Annotated in this window: 18 protein-coding genes; 7 read left to right on the top strand and 11 right to left on the bottom strand. The window is 62.3% G+C overall.

Annotated features, from left to right (window positions below; translation table 11 throughout):
- Positions 1 to 34: 34 nt before the first annotated feature.
- From glyA to EN804_RS04770, 6 genes are all read right to left on the bottom strand, one after another.
- Entirely contained in the window at positions 35 to 1348 is a 1314-nt protein-coding gene (gene glyA / locus EN804_RS04745; protein ID WP_127279284.1) for a serine hydroxymethyltransferase, read from the bottom strand.
- 179 nt (positions 1349 to 1527) lie between these two features.
- Positions 1528 to 3168 (bottom strand): Na+/H+ antiporter, encoded by a 1641-nt coding sequence (locus EN804_RS04750; protein ID WP_127279283.1) that lies wholly within the window; start codon positions 3166 to 3168, stop codon positions 1528 to 1530.
- A 133-nt stretch (positions 3169 to 3301) separates the two neighbouring features.
- The gene (locus EN804_RS04755; protein ID WP_127279282.1) at positions 3302 to 4555 is read right to left on the bottom strand and encodes a L,D-transpeptidase family protein; all 1254 of its coding nucleotides are present in this window, start codon (positions 4553 to 4555) and stop codon (positions 3302 to 3304) included.
- A 348-nt stretch (positions 4556 to 4903) separates the two neighbouring features.
- A complete protein-coding gene (locus EN804_RS04760) occupies positions 4904 to 5419 on the bottom strand; it encodes a winged helix DNA-binding protein (protein ID WP_013896002.1) in 516 nt (171 codons plus the stop codon).
- 238 nt (positions 5420 to 5657) lie between these two features.
- On the bottom strand, positions 5658 to 6080 hold the full coding sequence (locus EN804_RS04765) for a DUF6163 family protein (RefSeq protein ID WP_127279281.1): 423 nt from the start codon (positions 6078 to 6080) through the stop codon (positions 5658 to 5660).
- Entirely contained in the window at positions 6077 to 7117 is a 1041-nt protein-coding gene (locus tag EN804_RS04770) for an enoyl-CoA hydratase/isomerase family protein (protein WP_135915424.1), read from the bottom strand. Before EN804_RS04770 ends, EN804_RS04765 begins: the two co-directional genes overlap by 4 nt.
- 165 nt (positions 7118 to 7282) lie before the next feature.
- Here EN804_RS04770 and EN804_RS04775 point away from each other — a divergent pair, with 165 nt between their 5' ends.
- From EN804_RS04775 to EN804_RS04790, 4 genes are all read left to right on the top strand, one after another.
- Positions 7283 to 8104 (top strand): DUF2066 domain-containing protein, encoded by an 822-nt coding sequence (locus EN804_RS04775; protein WP_135918740.1) that lies wholly within the window; start codon positions 7283 to 7285, stop codon positions 8102 to 8104.
- 113 nt (positions 8105 to 8217) lie between these two features.
- Positions 8218 to 9249 (top strand): porphobilinogen synthase, encoded by a 1032-nt coding sequence (gene hemB / locus EN804_RS04780; RefSeq protein WP_127280910.1) that lies wholly within the window; start codon positions 8218 to 8220, stop codon positions 9247 to 9249.
- Between the two features lie 262 nt (positions 9250 to 9511).
- Entirely contained in the window at positions 9512 to 10054 is a 543-nt protein-coding gene (locus tag EN804_RS04785) for a glyoxalase superfamily protein (protein ID WP_135918741.1), read from the top strand.
- Between the two features lie 189 nt (positions 10055 to 10243).
- Positions 10244 to 10891 carry a dihydrofolate reductase family protein gene (locus tag EN804_RS04790; protein ID WP_135918742.1) on the top strand — a complete coding sequence of 216 codons (648 nt, stop codon included), beginning with the start codon at positions 10244 to 10246 and terminating at the stop codon, positions 10889 to 10891.
- Positions 10892 to 10962: 71 nt separating this feature from the next.
- On the opposite strand, the gene ppk2 is transcribed toward EN804_RS04790, so the two are convergent.
- A complete protein-coding gene (gene ppk2 / locus EN804_RS04795; RefSeq protein WP_127280737.1) occupies positions 10963 to 11883 on the bottom strand; it encodes a polyphosphate kinase 2 in 921 nt (306 codons plus the stop codon).
- A 282-nt stretch (positions 11884 to 12165) separates the two neighbouring features.
- Here ppk2 and EN804_RS04800 point away from each other — a divergent pair, with 282 nt between their 5' ends.
- Complete coding sequence (locus tag EN804_RS04800; protein ID WP_135918743.1) at positions 12166 to 13209, top strand: aldo/keto reductase; 1044 nt, start codon at positions 12166 to 12168, stop codon at positions 13207 to 13209.
- A 24-nt stretch (positions 13210 to 13233) separates the two neighbouring features.
- Here EN804_RS04800 and EN804_RS04805 read toward each other — a convergent pair whose 3' ends face one another.
- Positions 13234 to 14205: a glycosyl transferase family 90 gene (locus tag EN804_RS04805; RefSeq protein ID WP_135918744.1), complete on the bottom strand. Its 972-nt coding sequence runs from the start codon at positions 14203 to 14205 to the stop codon at positions 13234 to 13236.
- 137 nt (positions 14206 to 14342) lie between these two features.
- Positions 14343 to 15314, bottom strand: coding sequence for a glycosyl transferase family 90 (locus tag EN804_RS04810; RefSeq protein ID WP_135918745.1), 972 nt, complete (start codon positions 15312 to 15314; stop codon positions 14343 to 14345).
- A 198-nt stretch (positions 15315 to 15512) separates the two neighbouring features.
- Between EN804_RS04810 and EN804_RS04815 the strand changes: the two genes are divergently transcribed.
- Positions 15513 to 15665, top strand: a complete 153-nt coding sequence (locus EN804_RS04815) for a hypothetical protein (RefSeq protein WP_127281008.1) — start codon at positions 15513 to 15515, stop codon at positions 15663 to 15665.
- 60 nt (positions 15666 to 15725) lie between these two features.
- Here EN804_RS04815 and EN804_RS04820 read toward each other — a convergent pair whose 3' ends face one another.
- Positions 15726 to 15986 (bottom strand): DUF982 domain-containing protein, encoded by a 261-nt coding sequence (locus EN804_RS04820; RefSeq protein ID WP_027146689.1) that lies wholly within the window; start codon positions 15984 to 15986, stop codon positions 15726 to 15728.
- Between the two features lie 101 nt (positions 15987 to 16087).
- Positions 16088 to 16753, bottom strand: a complete 666-nt coding sequence (locus EN804_RS04825) for a GntR family transcriptional regulator (RefSeq protein WP_135918746.1) — start codon at positions 16751 to 16753, stop codon at positions 16088 to 16090.
- 115 nt (positions 16754 to 16868) lie between these two features.
- Here EN804_RS04825 and EN804_RS04830 point away from each other — a divergent pair, with 115 nt between their 5' ends.
- Positions 16869 to 18122 (top strand): MFS transporter, encoded by a 1254-nt coding sequence (locus EN804_RS04830; protein WP_135918747.1) that lies wholly within the window; start codon positions 16869 to 16871, stop codon positions 18120 to 18122.

An 18122-nucleotide genomic window follows, 5' to 3' on the forward strand; every position in this document is an offset into this window, starting at 1 on the left:
ACGCTTCGCGCCCGGTCAACCGAGATAAGGATGGTCAACCGAGATAGGGATAGAGCGGGAACCGATCGGTCAATGCAACGACCTTGGCCTTGACCGCCGCTTCGACCGCCGCATTGCCTTCGTCGGAATTGGCGACCTTGAGCCCATCCAGCACCTCGGCGATCAGCTTGCCGATCTCACGGAATTCGGCCTGGCCGAAGCCGCGCGTGGTGCCGGCCGGCGTACCCAGCCGCACGCCCGAAGTGACGAAGGGCTTTTCCGGGTCGAAGGGGATGCCGTTCTTGTTGCAGGTGATGTTAGCGCGGCCAAGGGCCGCCTCGGCGCGCTTGCCGGTGGCGTTCTTGGGCCTGAGGTCAACCAGCATCAGGTGGTTGTCGGTGCCGCCGGAGACGATGTCGAGACCCGTTTCCTTGAGGCTGGAAGCCAGCGCCTTGGCATTGGCGGCGACGCTTTCGGCATAGACCTTGAAGCTCGGCTTCAGCGCCTCGCCGAAGGCCACTGCCTTGGCGGCGATGACATGCATCAGCGGGCCGCCCTGCAGGCCGGGGAACACCGCCGAGTTCATCTTCTTGGCGATATCCTCGTCATTGCACAGGATCATGCCGCCGCGCGGACCACGCAACGATTTATGCGTGGTGGTCGTCACCACATGGGCGTGCGGCAAGGGCGAGGGATGGACGCCGCCAGCGACGAGGCCCGCTATGTGCGCCATGTCGACCATGAGATAGGCGCCGACGGCGTCCGCGATCTCGCGAAAACGCTTCCAATCCCAGACACGCGAATAGGCGGTGCCGCCGGCCAGGATCAGCTTCGGCTTGGTCTCGTGCGCGGTCTTTTCGATCGCGTCCATGTCGAGCAGGTGGTCGTCCTTGCGCACGCCATAGGAGACGACCTTGAACCACTTGCCGCTCATGTTGACCGGCGAGCCGTGAGTGAGATGGCCACCGGAATTGAGGTCGAGGCCCATGAAGGTGTCGCCGGGCTGCAGCAGCGCCAGGAACACCGCCTGGTTCATCTGGCTGCCGGAATTCGGCTGGACGTTGGCGAAATTGCAGCCAAACAGCTTTTTGGCGCGCTCAATGGCCAGTTCCTCAGCCACGTCGACGAACTGGCAGCCGCCATAGTAGCGCTTGCCAGGATAGCCCTCGGCATATTTGTTGGTCATGATCGAGCCCTGCGCCTCGAGCACGGCGCGCGAGACGATGTTTTCCGAGGCGATCAGTTCGATCTCGTGGCGCTGGCGACCGAGTTCGTTGCGGATGGCGCCGAAGATCTCCGGATCGGCATCTTCCAAAGTGGTTTCGAAGAAGGATTCGAATCTGTTCGACGCCGCCGCTGCTGTTGCCATGGCCTGAGTTCCCCTGGGGTTGGAAGGGTAAATTCGTGCATGCCGTCGTCCCAAACCACTGGACGGTTCCGGGCGACATGCATTGCGTTCGCCGGGCCATTAACACAGTTGTTTTAGCCTCGCCACGTTTGCGGCGCGAAATTTGCTGGCCGGTTTGCGGCAAACGATCGGGCGGACCGCTATTTCCTGTCCCGCCGCTGCTTCAGCAAGGCCTCGGTCAAGGTGATTTCGGAAAATAGCGCGCGCATCGTGTGATCATTGATCTCTTGGCTCCGGAACATGTCGCGCAGCGCGGAGCGTTCGGCTTCGATGCCCGCCGCCCTGAGTTCCAGCTCCAGCCTGCCGGCCTCGCGGGCCTCGGCGCGGGCCTCGGCGGCCTCGTCGGAAGCCGCGATGCGTCTACGGTAACCTGCCACGATGCTGTCGGCGACGGCGAGCCGGGCCTCGACCGCCTCGCCCTCGCCTTGCTCGTTGGCGATGCTCTCGATCCTGGCGATCGCCGCATTGGCGGCGCCGACGCGCGCGCGGCGCTCCTCCGCGGCGGCCGGATCCTCGCCCGGCTCGACCAGCCCCCGCGCGATCCTGGGCAAGGCAAAGCTGGCAATGACGAGCGAGCAGATGATGACGCCGGCGGCAAGGAAGATCACCACATCGCGTGCCGGAAAGGGCGAGCCATCCTGCAAAGCCAGCGGCAATGACAGGATGCCCGCCAATGTGATGGCGCCGCGCACGCCGGCTACCGAGCCGGCGAGCCGGACGCGAAATCCGAACGGCGAGGCCTCGCGCTTGCCGAGGCGCGCCGCGATCGCCTGGGCGATGTCGCCGACCCAGATCCACAGGAAGCGCAGCCCGATCAGGCAGAGCGTCAGGATCAGCACCGTCGCCACCGGCTCGATCAGCCAATGCCGGCTGGACAATTCCGGCGGAACCTTGCGGATGATGTCGGGAAGCTGCAGGCCGAGCAGAATGAACAGAGCGCCATTGAAGACGAAAGTGAGCGTCGCCCAGAGCGACAGGGTCTGCATGCGCGCCGACACGCCGAGGTGGCGGTACATGCCGGAGACCCCGGTCAGCAGGCCGGCGGTCACCGCCGCCAGGATGCCCGAAGCTCCGACATGCTCGGCGCCGAGATAGGCAACGAAAGGCAGCAGGATCATGACGAGAACCTGCGCCTCGGCCGGCACGCCGCCGATGCGGTTGAGCAGTTGCAGCGTCTTGGCGGCGATGAACAGGGCCGCGAGGCCGGCCAGGATGCCGGCGGCGACGGCATAGAGGAAGCTGAGCGAGGCTCCCGCGAGGGAGAAGCTGCCGGTCAATGCCGCAGCCACCGCAAAGCGGAACATGACCAGGCCCGACGCGTCGTTGAGCAGCGACTCGCCCTCCAATATATGCATCAGTCGGGACGGAACCACATTCCTGTCAACGATCGAGGACACCGCCACGGCGTCGGTCGGCGACAGCACGGCGGCGAGCGCGAAAGCGACGACGAGCGGAATGCTCGGCACCAGCCAGTGCAAAGCATAGCCGAAGCCGACAATGGTGAAGAAGACGAGCCCGATGGCGAGGTCGAGGATCGGTCCGCGCAAACCGATGAGCTCACGTTTGGGCGCCGCGAAGGCGTCACCGAACAGAAGCGGCGGGATGAACACCAGCAGGAAAAGTTCGGGATCGATCTCGACATGCAGGCCTCTGGCCGGCCAGGCAAGGGCCGCGCCGATGGCGATCTGCAGCACCGGCAGCGGCACCCGAACCAGCCGGACGAGCGCGCCGGACAGTGCCACGAAGACGAGCACGACGAGAATGAAGAGAGCGACGTCCATGGCACGATTCCGGCTGTTTGCCGACCATGGCCAATGGCTGGAACTTCGTCCAGCCGGTCGAAGGCTCGATCTGACGGCGTCCGCAACAAAAAAGCCGCTCTGAGAGCGGCTTTTTTTCAAAAGTATCAGCCAGTTAGAGAGAAGACGTGATCTGCAGCTCGCTGGCGCCATCGAGCGCATAGACGTCGTCGCGGAACTGGACGACGCCAGGTCCCGTCGACCATGCCGAGAGATAGAGGAAATGCACCGGCACCGGGTTGGTGACCTGGATCGGTGTGTTCTGACCAGTCTTGATAGCCGCCTCGAAATGCTGGCGATCCCAGCCGGGCGTGTCGCGCAGGATCCAGGTGACGAGATCGCGCACGTTCTGGACGCGCACGCAGCCCGAGGAATCGAAGCGCATCATCTTGCCGAACAGGCTCTGCTGCGGCGTGTCATGCATGTAGACTCCGTCCGGGCTCGGGAAATTGATCTTGACCGAGGCCATGGCGTTTTCCGAACCGGGATCCTGGCGGAAACGGTACTTTTCGGCATCGTCCGTCGACCAGTCGACATTCATCGGATCGACTTCACTGCCATCGGGCGCGAACAGGCGGATGTGGCTGTTCTTGAGATAATCGGGATTCTTCCGCATCAGCGGAATGATGTCCTTGCGCACGATCGAGACCGGTGCGTTCCAGTACGGATTGACGATGATCTCGTTGATCTTGGAATTGACGATCGGCGTCTGGCGATCGATCTTGCCGACGATCGCGGTGTGGCGAAGCACGACGCGGTCGTTCTCGACCGCTTCGATCTGCGCGGCCGGAATGTCGACCAGCACGTAGCGGCTGCCCAGCGTACCGGCCTTCTCCTTCAGGCGCTGCAGATTGGTCTGCAGCTGGCCAAGCCGGATCTGCGCCGACACGTTCATCGCGGCGTAGGTGTATTTGCCCATCGAGCCGTCAGCCGGCAGGCCATGGCGCAACTGGAAGCGCTTGACCGCCGAATCGACATAGGAATCGAAGGCCGTCGAAATGCCGGCACTCTGCGACAGGTCGCCAGCAACCATCAGGCGCTTGCGAAGCGGCACCACGTCCGGATCGTCGACGCCGAGCTGAAGCTTCTTGGTCGCGGGTACGTCCGTCCAGCCGCCCTGCGAGACGATGTTCTGATACTGCGCGACCGCCTGCTCGGTGAAGGCGACGGTCTGCGGGCTGAAGATTGGCAGCGTCGAGGCCACCTTGCCGCCTTCGCTGGCGCGCGCATCGAACTGATCATCCCAGTTGCCGCGGGCCGAGGATTTCAGGATATCCCCGATCACATCCTGCGCATTCGCACGGCCGGCCACCATGGCGGCTGCGAGCGCGGAGGCTCCGGAAAGGAAAAAACGGCGGCTGGTTCTCATGGACGTTCCAGACATTCTTGTAGCGTTCGATCACTTGCTGCGTCGATCATCGCGCGATCTCGCCCGCACTCTAAAATCGGCAATCTTAACAATTAGCCAACCATGGTCCGTATCACATCGGCGACAAAGGCATAGGCGCGACACGGTTGCGGGTGGACGCATGGTCTTCACCACAGCATCACTGCCACTCTCGGTTCCATTGGAATATGGCGGCAACGTGGCCTTGGCCCGTAATTTGCTTTGGCCGGACGCAAGAAAGAAAAGACCGGTGCTTTTCGGCACCGGCCCTGACTGGAGGTCGCTGTTTCGGCCGCGCTTCTGCGGCGCGGCTCGGTTTCCTGGGTGGTCTTACATCCGATAGGCAATCGTGTCGTTCCAAAAGCGGTCGAGGCGCTGCAGGGCGCGGTTCATCTGCTTGAACTCGTCGGTGTTGATACCGCCGACCTGTTCGATCGAGCCGACATGACGCTCATAGAGACCGGCGACCACATCAGCCACTTCATTGCCCTTCGGCGTCAGCGAAACGCGGACCGAACGGCGGTCGATGCGCGAGCGCTGGTGGTTGATGAAGCCGAGATCGACCAGCTTCTTCAGATTGTAGGAGACGTTCGAGCCGAGATAGTAGCCACGCGAACGCAGCTCGCCGGCGGTCAGCTCGGAATTGCCGATGTTGAAGAGCAGCAGCGCCTGGATGGCGTTGATGTCGGAACGGCCGTTGCGGTCGAATTCGTCCTTGATGACATCAAGCAGACGGCGGTGCAGGCGCTCGACCAGCTGCAGCGATTCCATGTACAGGGAACGGATAGCCTCGCGGCGATCGTCGGAAACGTTGGCGGTCTTCGCCGCCGGACGCGAATTGATCATTGTCTTTGCCTCTCGTTTGTCGCCCTGGTGATTTTTTGTTTTTCACCTTGATCGCGACACTATCGAATACTCATAAAATTCGACTTAAACGCTAGGGCTAACAAGAGCTTACCGGTAAGAGGTTTCGGAAGAGGCTTAACGAACGGTCACCCGAGCAAGGATGATTAACCTAAAGATTTAGGCAATGACCGCGGGGCCGGATAGAGGCGATCGCCAAGTCGCCAACGCGCACAATGGCTTAGTGCCGTGCCGGCCGTTTCTGCAGGTAGATGACGACGCGAAAGACGATGTAGAGCAGCGCCACGCAGGCATGCGAGACGAGGATCAGGAGACGATGGCCGAAAAGCTCGGGAAAGCCGGCATACATGACCGTCTCGGTGACCGCGCATATGAACCAGATCACCGGCCCCCAGGACGCCAGCATCCACAAGCCGGCCGCGGCGAAGGGAAAGAACACGGCGAGCATCACCGCCGCCACCTGCCAATGCACCGGCATAAGGTCGAAGCGCCACAGCGAGCCCGGATAGAATCCGATCAGCTTGATCCAGTACAGGACGCCGAACATCAGGCAGTAGCCTGCAATGACGCGCTGGAACCAGGCGAAGATCACCTCGACCGCCGAGGGCTGCAGGACGACGCGTCTCGATGTCGCCTCGCTCACAGCCCAAGCTCCCGATCGCCGAGCGGAGCGAAATAGGCCTCGACGTCCGCCTCGGCGACCGCATCGATCTTTGCCGGCCGCCATTGCGGCTTCGAGCCCTTGTCGATGATGGCGGCACGGATGCCTTCGTAGAAATCGTGGCCGGCCAGCATGCGGTTCAGGATGCGGAACTCCATCCTCATGCAGTCGTCCATCGACAATGTCTGCCCGGCGCTGATCTGCCGCCAGGCGACGCGAAGGCTGGTCGGCGAGCGCATGCGGATCGTCGCCAGAGTTTTGGCTGCGAACTCGTCCTTGCCGGCGCGATCCAGGCTGTCGATGAGATCCGGCAGCGACGGCTGGGCGAAATGACGGGCGATCGCCTCCAGGATCGGCCTGTCCGTCTCCCGCTTGGCTGGGACAAAGAAACCGCGCAGCACCGATTCCGGATCGCCCGTCAGCGCCAGCCGGTCGAGGAAGCTTGCCTGGTCTTCGGTCTTGATGGTGTGGGTGGCCAGCCCCGACCACAGGGCATCGCCATAGCGGATGCGGTTGCCTGTCAGCGCCAGGTACATGCCGAAGGAACCACCGAGATCGGGCAGCAGATGACTGGCGCCGACATCGGGGAAAAAGCCGATGCCGACCTCAGGCATCGCGAACTGCGCATTTTCGGTCATCACCCGATGCGAGCCGTGAAAGGAAATGCCGACTCCGCCGCCCATGACGATGCCATCGATGAGGGCGACATAGGGTTTCTTGAAACGCGCGATATAGGCGTTGAGCCGATACTCGTCGGCGAAGAACTCGACCGGCGGCTTTCCGGCCCGGCCGGCTTCGTAGATGTGCAGGATGTCGCCTCCAGCCGAAAACGCCCTGCCCTCGGCCTTGACGGCGACGACGTCCACGCCGTCGTCGCGCTCCCAGGAACGCAAGGCCTTGTCCAGCGCCTTGACCATGCGATGGGTGACGGCATTGAGTGCCTGCGGCCGCGTCAGCGTGACGACGCCGGCCCTGCCCATCCTTTCGAAGCGAATTTCGTCGCCTCCACCAAAATCCATCGCCAGAGAATCCTTGTCCCCGCGCCTGCGGGACTGAAGTGCTAAAGGCGGCGCATGGGTGCGTCAATGGCAGCAGCCTGTCGGCCGCGGTCTTGGCGGCACGCGGTGGCCGATGCTAGACGTTGGCAGCCATTACGACAGGCTGAGAGCCGGATAGTGAGCCATATGCCGCAGTTTTTGCGCCTTGTCCTTGTACTGAGTTGCCTGTCTGCGTCGTGGGCAAGCAATGTCCCCGCCAAGGCAACCGACCTCGGCGATCTTTACCAATCGCAGACCATCGTCACCGGCCAGGGTGAAGAAAACCGTCAGCTCGGCTTCAGGACTTGCCTCGACAAGGTCCTCGTCCGTGTTTCGGGCGATCAGCGGCTGCTTGCCAGACGCGAAATGGACGCGCTGCGCGACAAGGCCGGCAGCTTTGTCGACTCGTTCCGGTACCGCGACCGGCTGGAAGGCATTCCGATCCATGACGAGCAAGGCACGCATGACCGGCCGCATGACCTCACCTGCCTCTACAAGCCTGATGTGATCGACAAGGTGCTGGCGTCGCTCGGCAGCAAACCCTGGCTTGGCGAGCGGGCGACGCTCACCGTCTTTCTCACGACCGAACAGGGCGCTCAGCATTTCGCACTGACGGCCGAGGAAAAGCGTGGCGAGACGATGCGCGAATCCTTCGTCAATGCCACCGGTCCAACACTGATGCATGTCGTCTTTCCGAAGGCCGCGCAGCTTGGGGACCTGAGCGAAGAAGCGTTGCGCGCGGCCGGCATGGCAAGGCTCGATCGGCTGGCCAAACAGGCCGGTGGCGCCAGAGCGCTCGCCGGCAGCATCGTATGGAGCGACAAGGAATTCGGCTGGATCGCCGATTGGCGGCTGGCCGATCACGGCAAGACCTATCGTTGGCAGGTGCGTGGGGTCAGCTTCGACGAGGCGTTCCGTGTCGCCATCGGAGGCGCGGCGCAGATCCTTTCGGGTAATGGGCAGCCCTGACCCAATAGGCGTGGTGGGACAGCGCTGTGGCAGCTTTGACCCCTGGCACAAACGTGTCGCATTGGTCAGCACCAGGGGCTCGTGGTAAAAGCCGTCGATCCGGAGTTTTGGCCATGAACAAATTCACCCCAGCAAAACCTGCCGGCGCGCGCAGCGTCGACGACGTCACCGGCAGCCGCCGCCTGCGCCGCATGCGCAAGGCCGACTGGTCGCGCAGGCTCGTGCAGGAGAACCGGCTTTCGGTCGACGACCTGATCTGGCCGATCTTCGTCGTCGAGGGCAGAAATGTCCGCGAACCGATCGCCGCCATGCCCGGCGTTTTCCGCCTTTCGGTCGACCTTGCCGTCAAGGAAGCCGAACGCGCTGCCAAGCTCGGCATTCCGGCACTAGCCACTTTCCCCAATGTCGATCTCGGCCTGCGCGACCAGACAGGCTCGCACATCCTCGACCCGGAAAACATCATCAACCGCGCCACCCGCGCGATAAAGGACGCGGTGCCCGAGATCGGCATCATCACCGATGCCGCGCTCGACCCGTTCACCAGCCATGGCCATGACGGCATCCTGCGCGACGGCATCATCGTCAATGACGAAACCGTGGAACAGGTCGCGGCGGCTGCCGTCATCCAGGCGGCGGCCGGTGCCGACATCATCGCGCCTTCGGACATGATGGACGGCCGTATCGGCGCCATCCGCGACGCGCTCGACGCCAACGGTTTTCAGGACGTGGCGATCATGTCCTACGCCACCAAATTCGCCTCGGCCTTCTACGGCCCCTATCGCGAGGCGGTCGGCACCGCCGGCCTGCTCAAGGGCGACAAGAAGACCTACTATATCGACCACGCGAATTCGGACGAGGCGGTGCGCGAGGCCGAACAGGACATCGCCGAGGGCGCCGACATGCTGATGGTCAAGCCCGGCCTGCCCTATCTCGACATCATCCGCCGGCTGAAGGACGAATTCCAGATGCCGACCTTCGCCTACCAGGTGTCGGGCGAATATTCGATGATCAAGGCGGCGGGTGCAAATGGCTGGATCGATGGCGAGAAGGCGATGCTGGAATCGCTGCTCGCCTTCAAGCGTGCCGGCTGCGATGGCATCCTGACCTATTTCGCGCCCGAAGTGGCTGTGATGCTGAAGGGCTAGCCCCGACTTCCCGGGCAATGCCTTTCAGTAGGTGTCACCACTCTTTCGATCGGTCGGCGGTTCCTTCGAATTCCCGCTGACAAAAACCGGCAGCCGCGGCTATGATAGTCGCACGGCCGGAGGCGGCCGGCAGCCCGCACCTCGGACAAAGAGGTATGGCGAACGCCTCCAGAGGATGCTCCCTGACCCGTTTCACCGTCGGGCGAAGGCGTCGGCAATGCGGGCACTGACGAAGGCTTCGCCGTGACCCGAGGAAACGGACATGCTTGCCTATCGCGATGCCAAGACCATGGCGAAAGCCATGCGGGAGGCGCTTGCCGCCCGCGACCTGACGATCAGCCACAGTGACGCCCTGGAGATCGTCGCGCGCCAGTTTGGACTGGCGAGCTGGAATATTCTGTCGGCGAAGATCGAAGCGCCGCCTGCCGGCCAAGACAAGATCGTCTTTGAGCGAACTGCGCCGATCGTTCGCATCTTCGACGTCGCCAAGGCGCACGAATTCTACCTAGGCTTCCTCGGCTTCACCGTGGACTGGGAGCACCGCTATGGGGAAAGTTCCCCTCTCTATACCCAAGTCTCGCGTGGCAACCTTGCACTGCACCTGTCCGAACATGCGGGCGACGCGACGCCTGGCGGCAACATGGTCGTTTATATGGCAGGCATCCGCGACTTCCACAAAGAGCTTGCCGGCAAGGAGTACCGCTACATGAATCCCGGCCTGGAGCATGAAGACGGCCGGCTGACGGTGGAGGTCATCGACCCGTTCAGCAACCACATCCGCTTCATGGAACTGACGGGCGAATGAGCTGATATCGCGGCGGCCTGGGCGGCCGTCACTGGCCGTCCGGGCCGATCGCTAAAAACAGTCCCGACATCGCCTGGCGGCAAAGGTCCGGATACATACTTTCGATCCGAAAATACCGCTTGCCATTCGCAATCAGTTTGCTAAAAGAAAACCACTTGCAAATTACAACTGGTTATCGAGGAGGTCTTCATGTCAAAACTTCGTGTCAACGCGTTTACCCTCTCGCTCGACGGCTATGGCGCCGGTCCTGATCAGGATCTGCAAAATCCGCTCGGCATCGGCGGAGGATCCTTGCACAAGTGGTTTGTCGACACCCGCACCTTCCGCAAGATGGTGCTCGGACAAGATGGCGGCACCACCGATACCAACGAGGCGTTCGCGGCGCGCAGCTTCGAGAATGTCGGCGCCTGGATCCTGGGTCGCAACATGTTCGGGCCGATCCGCGGAGAATGGCCTGACGACAAGTGGAAGGGCTGGTGGGGCGACAACCCGCCCTACCATGTGCCGGTTTTCGTGCTGACGCACCACAAGCGGGCGTCTATCACCATGGAAGGGGGCACGAATTTCCATTTCGTCACCGACGGCATCCATTCGGCGCTCGAGCAGGCGAGATCGGCGGCTGGCGGCAAGGACGTGCGGGTCGGCGGCGGCGTCGATACGATCCGCCAGTATCTCCAGGAGAAGCTGATTGACGAGATGCACCTGGCGATTTCGCCTGTGCTGCTTGGCCGGGGCGAGAACCTTTTTGCCGGCCTTGACATGCCCAAGCTTGGCTACGCGTGCACCGAACAGGTGGCGACGGCGCTGGCCACGCACGTGGTTATCAATCGGGCTTAAGCTCGGCGCCGCCCCTCATCCGCCTGCCGGCACCTTCTCCCCGTATAGTGACGGGGAGAAGGAAGGGTCACTCAATATTTCTCCGGCACGTAAAGCTCGCGCGGCAGGACCTGGCGTTCGTATTCCGGGTTGAAAACGCGCTCCGGCAGCGTGATCTCCTCGTGCGGCACCTCTTCATATGGCAGTTGCTTGAGCAGATGGTCGATGCAGTTCAGGCGTGCCCGCTTCTTGTCGTTGCCCTCGACGATGTACCAGGGCGCTTCGGGAATGTTGGTGCGGGCGAAGGTTTCTTCCTTGGCCTTGGTGTACTGCTCCCAGCGCACCCGCGACTGTAGGTCCATCGGCGACAGTTTCCACTGCTTCATCGGATCGTGGATGCGCATCAGGAAGCGCATCTGCTGTTCCTCATCGGTGATCGAGAACCAGTATTTGACCACGGTGACGCCGGAGCGCACCAGCATGCGCTCGAACTCCGGCACGTCGTGGAAAAACTCCTCGACCTGATCGGGGCTGGCGAAGCCCATCACCCGCTCGACGCCGGAGCGGTTATACCAGGAGCGGTCGAACAGCACGATCTCGCCGCCTGCGGGCAAATGCGGGACATAGCGCTGGAAATACCATTGCGACTTCTCGCGTTCGGTCGGCGCCGGAAGCGCCACGACGCGACAGATACGCGGATTGAGCCGCTGGGTTATGCGCTTGATGACGCCACCCTTGCCGGCGGAATCGCGGCCCTCGAAAATCACCACCAGTTTCTTCTTGTGATAGGCGACCCAGGATTGCAGCTTGATCAATTCGGACTGCAGGGTGATCAAGTCGCGAAAATACTGCATGCGATCGATCGAAGGCGGATGCGAGTTCTTGTAGATCTTGGCGATCTCCATCGACAGCGCCGGTTCCGACAATTCGAGTTCATAATCTTCGTCGAGCGTGTCGGCGAGTTCAGCTTCAAGCCAGTCCTTGGCAGGGGAATTCTGTCTTAGCTCGGTCATATCAACTGCTCCGCTTGCAAGCCTGTCGGTTCCCTGGGGCGTCCCCAAATTGCTGCCAGCGGCCGGGAATGGAAACACCTGAGCCGACTTCAATATAGGCCGGCGGTGACGGTTTTATTGCAGCCCGGGCGCGATTTGCCGCCGGTGCAAATTTCGCGACGCATGATCGATCGGCGTCATCGCATGGCGACAAGCCGACCGAATTGTCCTACAAATCCCCGGTCGCGTTCCAGGCCTGCCCCTTGGCGGCACGCCTCTTCAACAAAATCGTGAGGATCTGACATGGAATACCGCACCCTTGGCCGTTCCGGCCTGAAGGTTTCGACACTGACGCTTGGCACAATGACCTTCGGCGGCGCCGGGCCTTTCGCCGCGGTCGGCAACAGCGATCTCGCCGAAGCAAAGCGGATGATCGACATGTGCATCGACGCCGGCATCAACCTCATCGACACCGCGAATGTCTATTCGAACGGCCTGTCGGAAGAGATCATAGGCGAAGCGCTCGGCGGCAAGCGCAAGAACGACGTGCTGATCGGGTCCAAGGCCCGGATGCGGATCGGCAAGGGCCCGAACGACGAGGGCCTGTCGCGCCATCATCTGATCCGTGAATGCGAGAGAAGCCTGAAGCGATTGAAGACCGATGTCATCGACATCTATTTCGTCCACCAGTGGGACGGCCTCACCCCGCTCGAGGAAACCGTTGCCGCGCTCGACACTTTGGTCAGCCAGGGCAAGGTGCGCTACATCGGCTGCTCCAACTATTCGGGCTGGCAAGTGATGAAGGCGCTTTCCATCAGCGACAGCCGCCACCAGCAACGCTTCGTCACCCAGCAGATCCACTATACGCTGGAAGCGCGCGAGGCCGAGTACGAACTGCTGCCGATCTCGATCGACCAGGGGCTGGGCGTGCTGGTCTGGAGCCCGCTCGCCGGCGGCCTGCTGTCGGGTAAATACCGCCGCGACAGCCCGACCGCCCGCCAGCTCGCCGGCTGGTCCGAGCCGCCGATCCGCGACGAGGACCGGCTCTGGCGGATCGTCGATGTGCTGGTCGAGATCGGCAGGGATCGTGGTGTTTCGGCGGCACAGGTGGCGCTCGCCTGGCTGCTCGGCCGCCCTGCCGTCTCCTCGCTGGTGATCGGCGCCCGCAATGACGTCCAGCTGAAGGACAATCTCGCGGCCGCCGCCCTGGAGCTCGGCACCGAGGAACGCCAGCGTCTCGACGCCGTAAGCCGGCCGCCCCTGCTCTACCCCTACTGGCACCAGCAACTGACAGCGAAGGATCGTTTCGGCCCCGCCGATCTGGTTCTCGACCGCAGCGATATCTGATCAGCGTCAGGTCGAGAGCGAGAGCTAGCTCTCGATGAACCGCCAGAGTTCGGGATCGGGTTCGATCTGGCCGCCGAGCACGAAATATTTGTAGAGGACGAGCAGGGAGATCGCCTGCTCGTCCAGTTCATTGGAAAATTTGCGGCAGTAGGCATTGGCCGTGGCGATGATGCGCTCCGCCGCGGCCGGATGCCGTTCGAAATAATCTACCTTTTCACGGAGATCGGAGAAGTCCGGGTCGAGCGGCGCATAGTGGACTCCAGCCTCGAGCTGGCTCTCGCCAAACCATGTCTCGTAGGTCGGCGGCGGCATCAGACAGAGCGAGTTGGAGTTCATGATCCATTTGAGGTTGGTCGCCACGTCATTGCCCTCCAACGAGACGATGTAGCGATAGCGCAGGTGCTGGCTGATGCTGAGGAAGGGCTTGCTGTACGCAGCCGGTGCATTGCGCTTGTGCGAACCGACGTCGCAGAACGGCAAGTCGCGCGCGACATCCAGGAACCGTGTCCGGATCGGATTGTTGAGGTCGCCGCGCCAGACCACAGCCGGGCGTTTGTCGGTGAAGACGACGGCGTCGGTGGGCATGTGAAAATGGCGGAACTTATTGAACTTCATGACGACGGCGTTGCCGTTGTCGGCGCGGATCGGCCGGTCCTTGACGAGCGTCGGCAGCTCGGGCACGCCTTTTACGTCGCCGAACTTCAGGTCGATGAGCAGTGACGGATCGAAATAGCGGGCAAATTCCTTCAAGTCGTAATAGTACATGCTCGGTTCAAAAGGCAGCTGGTCGATACGCACGGCATCCGCGCTTGGCGTAAAAGCGTCCTGCAGCTTGTTGTAGTGATTCAGCCGTCGGCGCACGGCCTCATCCGAGAGCCTGGCCTGTTCCAGGCGGCCCGCCAACCGTCGTCGGAAGATCGCCTGGGGTGCGATATCGCGGATCACGTTTCGCGCGTAGTAAAAGACCTTTGCGGTCGTTCGTTTTATGGTGGCCATCGTTCTTTTGATCAGAGATAAACGCGATTAAACAAATGACGGCCGGGACGGTTCCCTCGGCATGATCGCATGATTGGGCCACGCAATCCAGCGCTGCCCGAACACGTGGCAGCCGGCCGAGACGAGGTGCCCGGCAACTAGCCCGTTATGTAGCGCCACACCTCGGCATCAGGTTTGATCTGGCCCGAGAGCACGAAGTATTTGTAGAGCACCAGCAGAGAGATCGCCTGTTCGGTCCGCTCGTCGTCGAAAGTCCGGCAATAGGCATTCGCGGCGGCGATGATGCGCTCCGCCTTGGCCGGATTCCGCTCGAAATAGGCCACATGGTCCGCAAGGTTCGAGAAATCCGCCTCGAGCGGCACATAGTGTACATTGGCTTCGAGCTGCCGCTCCGCGAACCATGTCTCATAAGTCGGCGGTGGCATCAGGCAAAGCGACTTCGAGTTCATGATCCATTTGAGGTTGGTCGCTACATCATTGCCTTCGAGCGAGACGATGTAGCGGTAGCGCTGGTGCTGGCTGATGCTGAGAAAAGGCTTGGCGTATTCGGCCGGCGCGTTCGGCTTGTGCGAGCCGGCATCGCAGAACGGCAGGTCGCGCACTGCCTTGAGGAATCTTGTCCTGATCGGGTTGTTGAGATCGCCGCGCCAGACCACGGTCGGCAGCTTGTCGGCGAACGCAATGGTGTCAGCCGGCATCTGGAAGTGACGAAACTTGTCGAGCTTCATGATGACGGCGTTCCGGTCGTCATCGCAGATTGGCCGATCCTTGACGATAGCGGGCACCTTAGGCACGTTCCTGACGTCGCCGAATTCGAGGTCGATGAACAAATCCGGATCGAAATAGCGGGCGAATTCCTTCAGGTCGTAATAGTACATGGTCGGCGTGAACGGCAGCTTGCTGATGCGCTTGGCATTGGCGCTTGGCGCGAAACAATCCTGCAGCTTATTGTAGTAATTCAGCCTGCGGCGCGCCGCCTCACCGGAAAGCCTCGCCCTTTCGAGCCGGTCGGCCAGCCTTGCGCGAAACAGCGTTTGCGGAGCGACATCGCGCACGACGTTTCTCGCATAATAGAAAACTCTTGCTGCGGTCCGCGAAATTGTGGCCATCGGTCACTTGATCAAAACAAACAGGCAGCTCTCAATTCATTGGCGCCCCGCATTTCCTACATCATTGTGGCGCCCATCTGGCAAGCCCCCGCATCTCTTCCAGCAAGCACCCAGGCATTGTCGCTTCAGCTGTTGTGTTTGACGGCTAATGCTCCTAGGCAGGTTCAGGGCCGCAAGGCAGTGATAAAAGGAGCCGATATGGCGCGAGCACCCAACTACGATCAGGAACGCAAGGAGCGTGACCGCCAGAAAGCGGCCAAGAAGGCTGAAAAGCTGGCGGCCAAGGTTGCCGCCCGCGAACGTTCGAAGCCCGAGACCGAGACCGAGACGGAGACCAAAACCGAGGAGTAACGGCATGCGGCCCGCGAATGCGGGCCGTGCCTCAATCCGAATTGTCGGTATCAGCCTATGTCAGGCTGGCGCCTTGTCACTGATGAAAACATCCACCTCCCGCGCCGCGGCGATGAAAGCGCGTCGGGCATTCATCGCCGGCTTGTCGCCGGCGAGTGCGTCGTGGCAGGCCTGCAGCGCCGCACGATGCTTGGCGCTGCGCTTGCCGGGCCAGCTGTTGAGCAGGTAATCGGAAGCTTCCCTTGCCGAACGCAAGAGCTGAGTGCTTCCCGCCGTGACGGACTTGACGGTCACGGGTGTTTCAAACCGATTGTTTTCCATCGCCGCTCTTACGCCATCGGCTTGCTTGAAGCGAGGCCGAAAGTGCGCTTCGCGTCAGATGCCGCCTGTTTTCCGGCGAATGCTGCGCTGCATAGACCGCACTAGGCGGCGACGACGGCAAACCCCCTGGCGCGAAGGCCACGTCGGTCGTTGGCAAGCGACGTCACCAGCCGATCACGGCTGCCGACGATGTGGGCCGACAGCAGCCGCGCGGCTTCATCGGCCTGGCCAAGGCGTGTCGCGGCAAGGATGGCGCGATGTTCGAGCCAGGCACGGCCAAGGGCCGTTTCGTCACGCACTTCCAGCCAGCGGGCGCGCGACAGCCGCGTCATGGCGTCGCGAACCGCCCGGAACAGGAATTCGTTGCCGGAGAGCCGCGCCAGCTCGATGTGAAAATCCATGCCGACACGATGCCATTCCTCACGCGGGGTACTTTCGTCGCAGGAATCGAGCATCGCCTCGATGACATCGATGGCGCTCTTGTCTGCCTGCCCGCACGTCAGCCGCAGCGCCGCGACCTCGACCGCCTCGCGATAGACCGCGATCTGCTCGAGTTCGGCCAGGTTGATTGGCGAGACCGTCCAGCCGCGCCCGTCCCTGCCGACCAGCCCCTCAGTCTCCAGCCGCAGAAGTGCCGCCCTGACCGGCGTGCGCGAGGCGCCGAAACGGCCTTCGATCCAGCGTTCGGTCAGCCGCTCTCCCGGGCCGACCTCGAGCGCCAGAATCATCTCGCGAAGCTGCCGTTCGACATTCTGCATCTGCGACATCGCGCATCCTTTCCGAAGCCGCATTGACAGCTGCGGGCTTGAAGTTCATGACGGATACCAGGTTGGTATCCCAAAATGGTATCCGCAACAAGCGCCGATACCAGGCAGGCAGGACATGACACAGAAAGACACGCGGCAGAGCGGCTACAACATTCACTGGCGGCGCAATCTTGCCGTCTGTTTCGCGGGCTCGTTCAGCACGCTCATCGCCATGACCCTGCTTTTGCCCTTCCTGCCGCTCTATGTCGAACAGCTCGGCGCACAGGGTCATGCCGCGATCGTGCAGTGGTCCGGCATCGCCTATGGCGCCACCTTCTTCGCCGCGGCAATGGTCGCGCCGCTGTGGGGACGCCTGGGCGACCGCTACGGCCGCAAGGTGATGCTGGTCCGCGCCTCCTTCGGCATGGCGATCTGCATGTCGCTGACAGGTATGGTCGAGACGGTCTGGCAATTGGTTCTGCTGCGCCTGCTGATCGGCTTCGCCGGCGGCTATTCCTCGGGTTCAACCATATTGGTTGCCATGCAGACGCCGAAGGAGCGCTCCGGCTGGGCGCTTGGCGTCTTGTCGGCGGGCATCACGGCGGGCTCGCTGGTCGGCCCGTTGCTCGGCGGCGTGCTGCCGCCGGTGATCGGCATTCGCGCCACCTTCCTCTTGTCGGGCGGCGTGATCTTCCTCGCCTTCCTGGCGACGACCTTCCTCATCAAGGAAAGCCCGCGCCCAAGGCCGGCCGAGGCCGCGCCGGCGGCAAAGCCGAAAAGCGGCTGGTCGCAGATCCCGGACAAGCGCCCGGTGGCGGCCATGCTGACCACCGGCATGCTGCTCGCCTTCGCGACGATGTCGATCGAGCCGATCATCACCGTCTATGTGCAGCAACTCATCGAGGACCAGAGCCGGGTGACGCTCGTCGCCGGCGTTGTGATGTCGGCGGCCGCGCTCGGCACCATCCTGTCGGCGTCCTGGCTCGGCAAGCTCGCGGACCGGATCGGACACTGGAACGTTGTCGTGGGAGCCCTGGTCGTCTCGGCGCTGCTGCTCATCCCGCAGGCTTTTGTCACCAACAGCTGGCAGCTTATCGGCCTGCGTTTCCTGATGGGTCTGGCGTTGGGCGGCCTCCTGCCCTGCATCACCAGTGTCATCAGGCACAATACCCCCGACGGCGTTGGCGGCAACGTGCTTGGCCTGGCGATCTCGGCGCAGTATGTCGGGCAGGTCGCGGGACCGCTGGCCGGCGGTTTTGTCGGCGGCCATTTCGGCATGCCGTCGGTGTTTCTCGGCACATCGGTGCTGATGGCGCTCGGTGCCGTCTACAATTGGATTGTCCAGTCGCGCCGGACGCGGCATATGGCGCTGGAAGCGGGCAAGCCCTGA

The organism is Mesorhizobium sp. M8A.F.Ca.ET.161.01.1.1 (assembly GCF_004792105.1).
Lineage (GTDB): Bacteria > Pseudomonadota > Alphaproteobacteria > Rhizobiales > Rhizobiaceae > Mesorhizobium.

Bases quoted from the DNA above. Each gene is read 5' to 3' on its own strand.
- glyA (WP_127279284.1), bottom strand. From the start codon at position 1,348: ATGGCAACAGCAGCGGCGGCGTCGAACAGATTCGAATCCTTCTTCGAA.
- EN804_RS04750 (WP_127279283.1), bottom strand. From the start codon at position 3,168: ATGGACGTCGCTCTCTTCATTCTCGTCGTGCTCGTCTTCGTGGCACTG.
- EN804_RS04755 (WP_127279282.1), bottom strand. From the start codon at position 4,555: ATGAGAACCAGCCGCCGTTTTTTCCTTTCCGGAGCCTCCGCGCTCGCA.
- EN804_RS04760 (WP_013896002.1), bottom strand. From the start codon at position 5,419: ATGATCAATTCGCGTCCGGCGGCGAAGACCGCCAACGTTTCCGACGAT.
- EN804_RS04770 (WP_135915424.1), bottom strand. From the start codon at position 7,117: ATGGATTTTGGTGGAGGCGACGAAATTCGCTTCGAAAGGATGGGCAGG.
- EN804_RS04775 (WP_135918740.1), top strand. From the start codon at position 7,283: ATGCCGCAGTTTTTGCGCCTTGTCCTTGTACTGAGTTGCCTGTCTGCG.
- hemB (WP_127280910.1), top strand. From the start codon at position 8,218: ATGAACAAATTCACCCCAGCAAAACCTGCCGGCGCGCGCAGCGTCGAC.
- EN804_RS04785 (WP_135918741.1), top strand. From the start codon at position 9,512: ATGCTTGCCTATCGCGATGCCAAGACCATGGCGAAAGCCATGCGGGAG.
- EN804_RS04790 (WP_135918742.1), top strand. From the start codon at position 10,244: ATGTCAAAACTTCGTGTCAACGCGTTTACCCTCTCGCTCGACGGCTAT.
- ppk2 (WP_127280737.1), bottom strand. From the start codon at position 11,883: ATGACCGAGCTAAGACAGAATTCCCCTGCCAAGGACTGGCTTGAAGCT.
- EN804_RS04800 (WP_135918743.1), top strand. From the start codon at position 12,166: ATGGAATACCGCACCCTTGGCCGTTCCGGCCTGAAGGTTTCGACACTG.
- EN804_RS04805 (WP_135918744.1), bottom strand. From the start codon at position 14,205: ATGGCCACCATAAAACGAACGACCGCAAAGGTCTTTTACTACGCGCGA.
- EN804_RS04810 (WP_135918745.1), bottom strand. From the start codon at position 15,314: ATGGCCACAATTTCGCGGACCGCAGCAAGAGTTTTCTATTATGCGAGA.
- EN804_RS04815 (WP_127281008.1), top strand. From the start codon at position 15,513: ATGGCGCGAGCACCCAACTACGATCAGGAACGCAAGGAGCGTGACCGC.
- EN804_RS04820 (WP_027146689.1), bottom strand. From the start codon at position 15,986: ATGGAAAACAATCGGTTTGAAACACCCGTGACCGTCAAGTCCGTCACG.
- EN804_RS04825 (WP_135918746.1), bottom strand. From the start codon at position 16,753: ATGTCGCAGATGCAGAATGTCGAACGGCAGCTTCGCGAGATGATTCTG.
- EN804_RS04830 (WP_135918747.1), top strand. From the start codon at position 16,869: ATGACACAGAAAGACACGCGGCAGAGCGGCTACAACATTCACTGGCGG.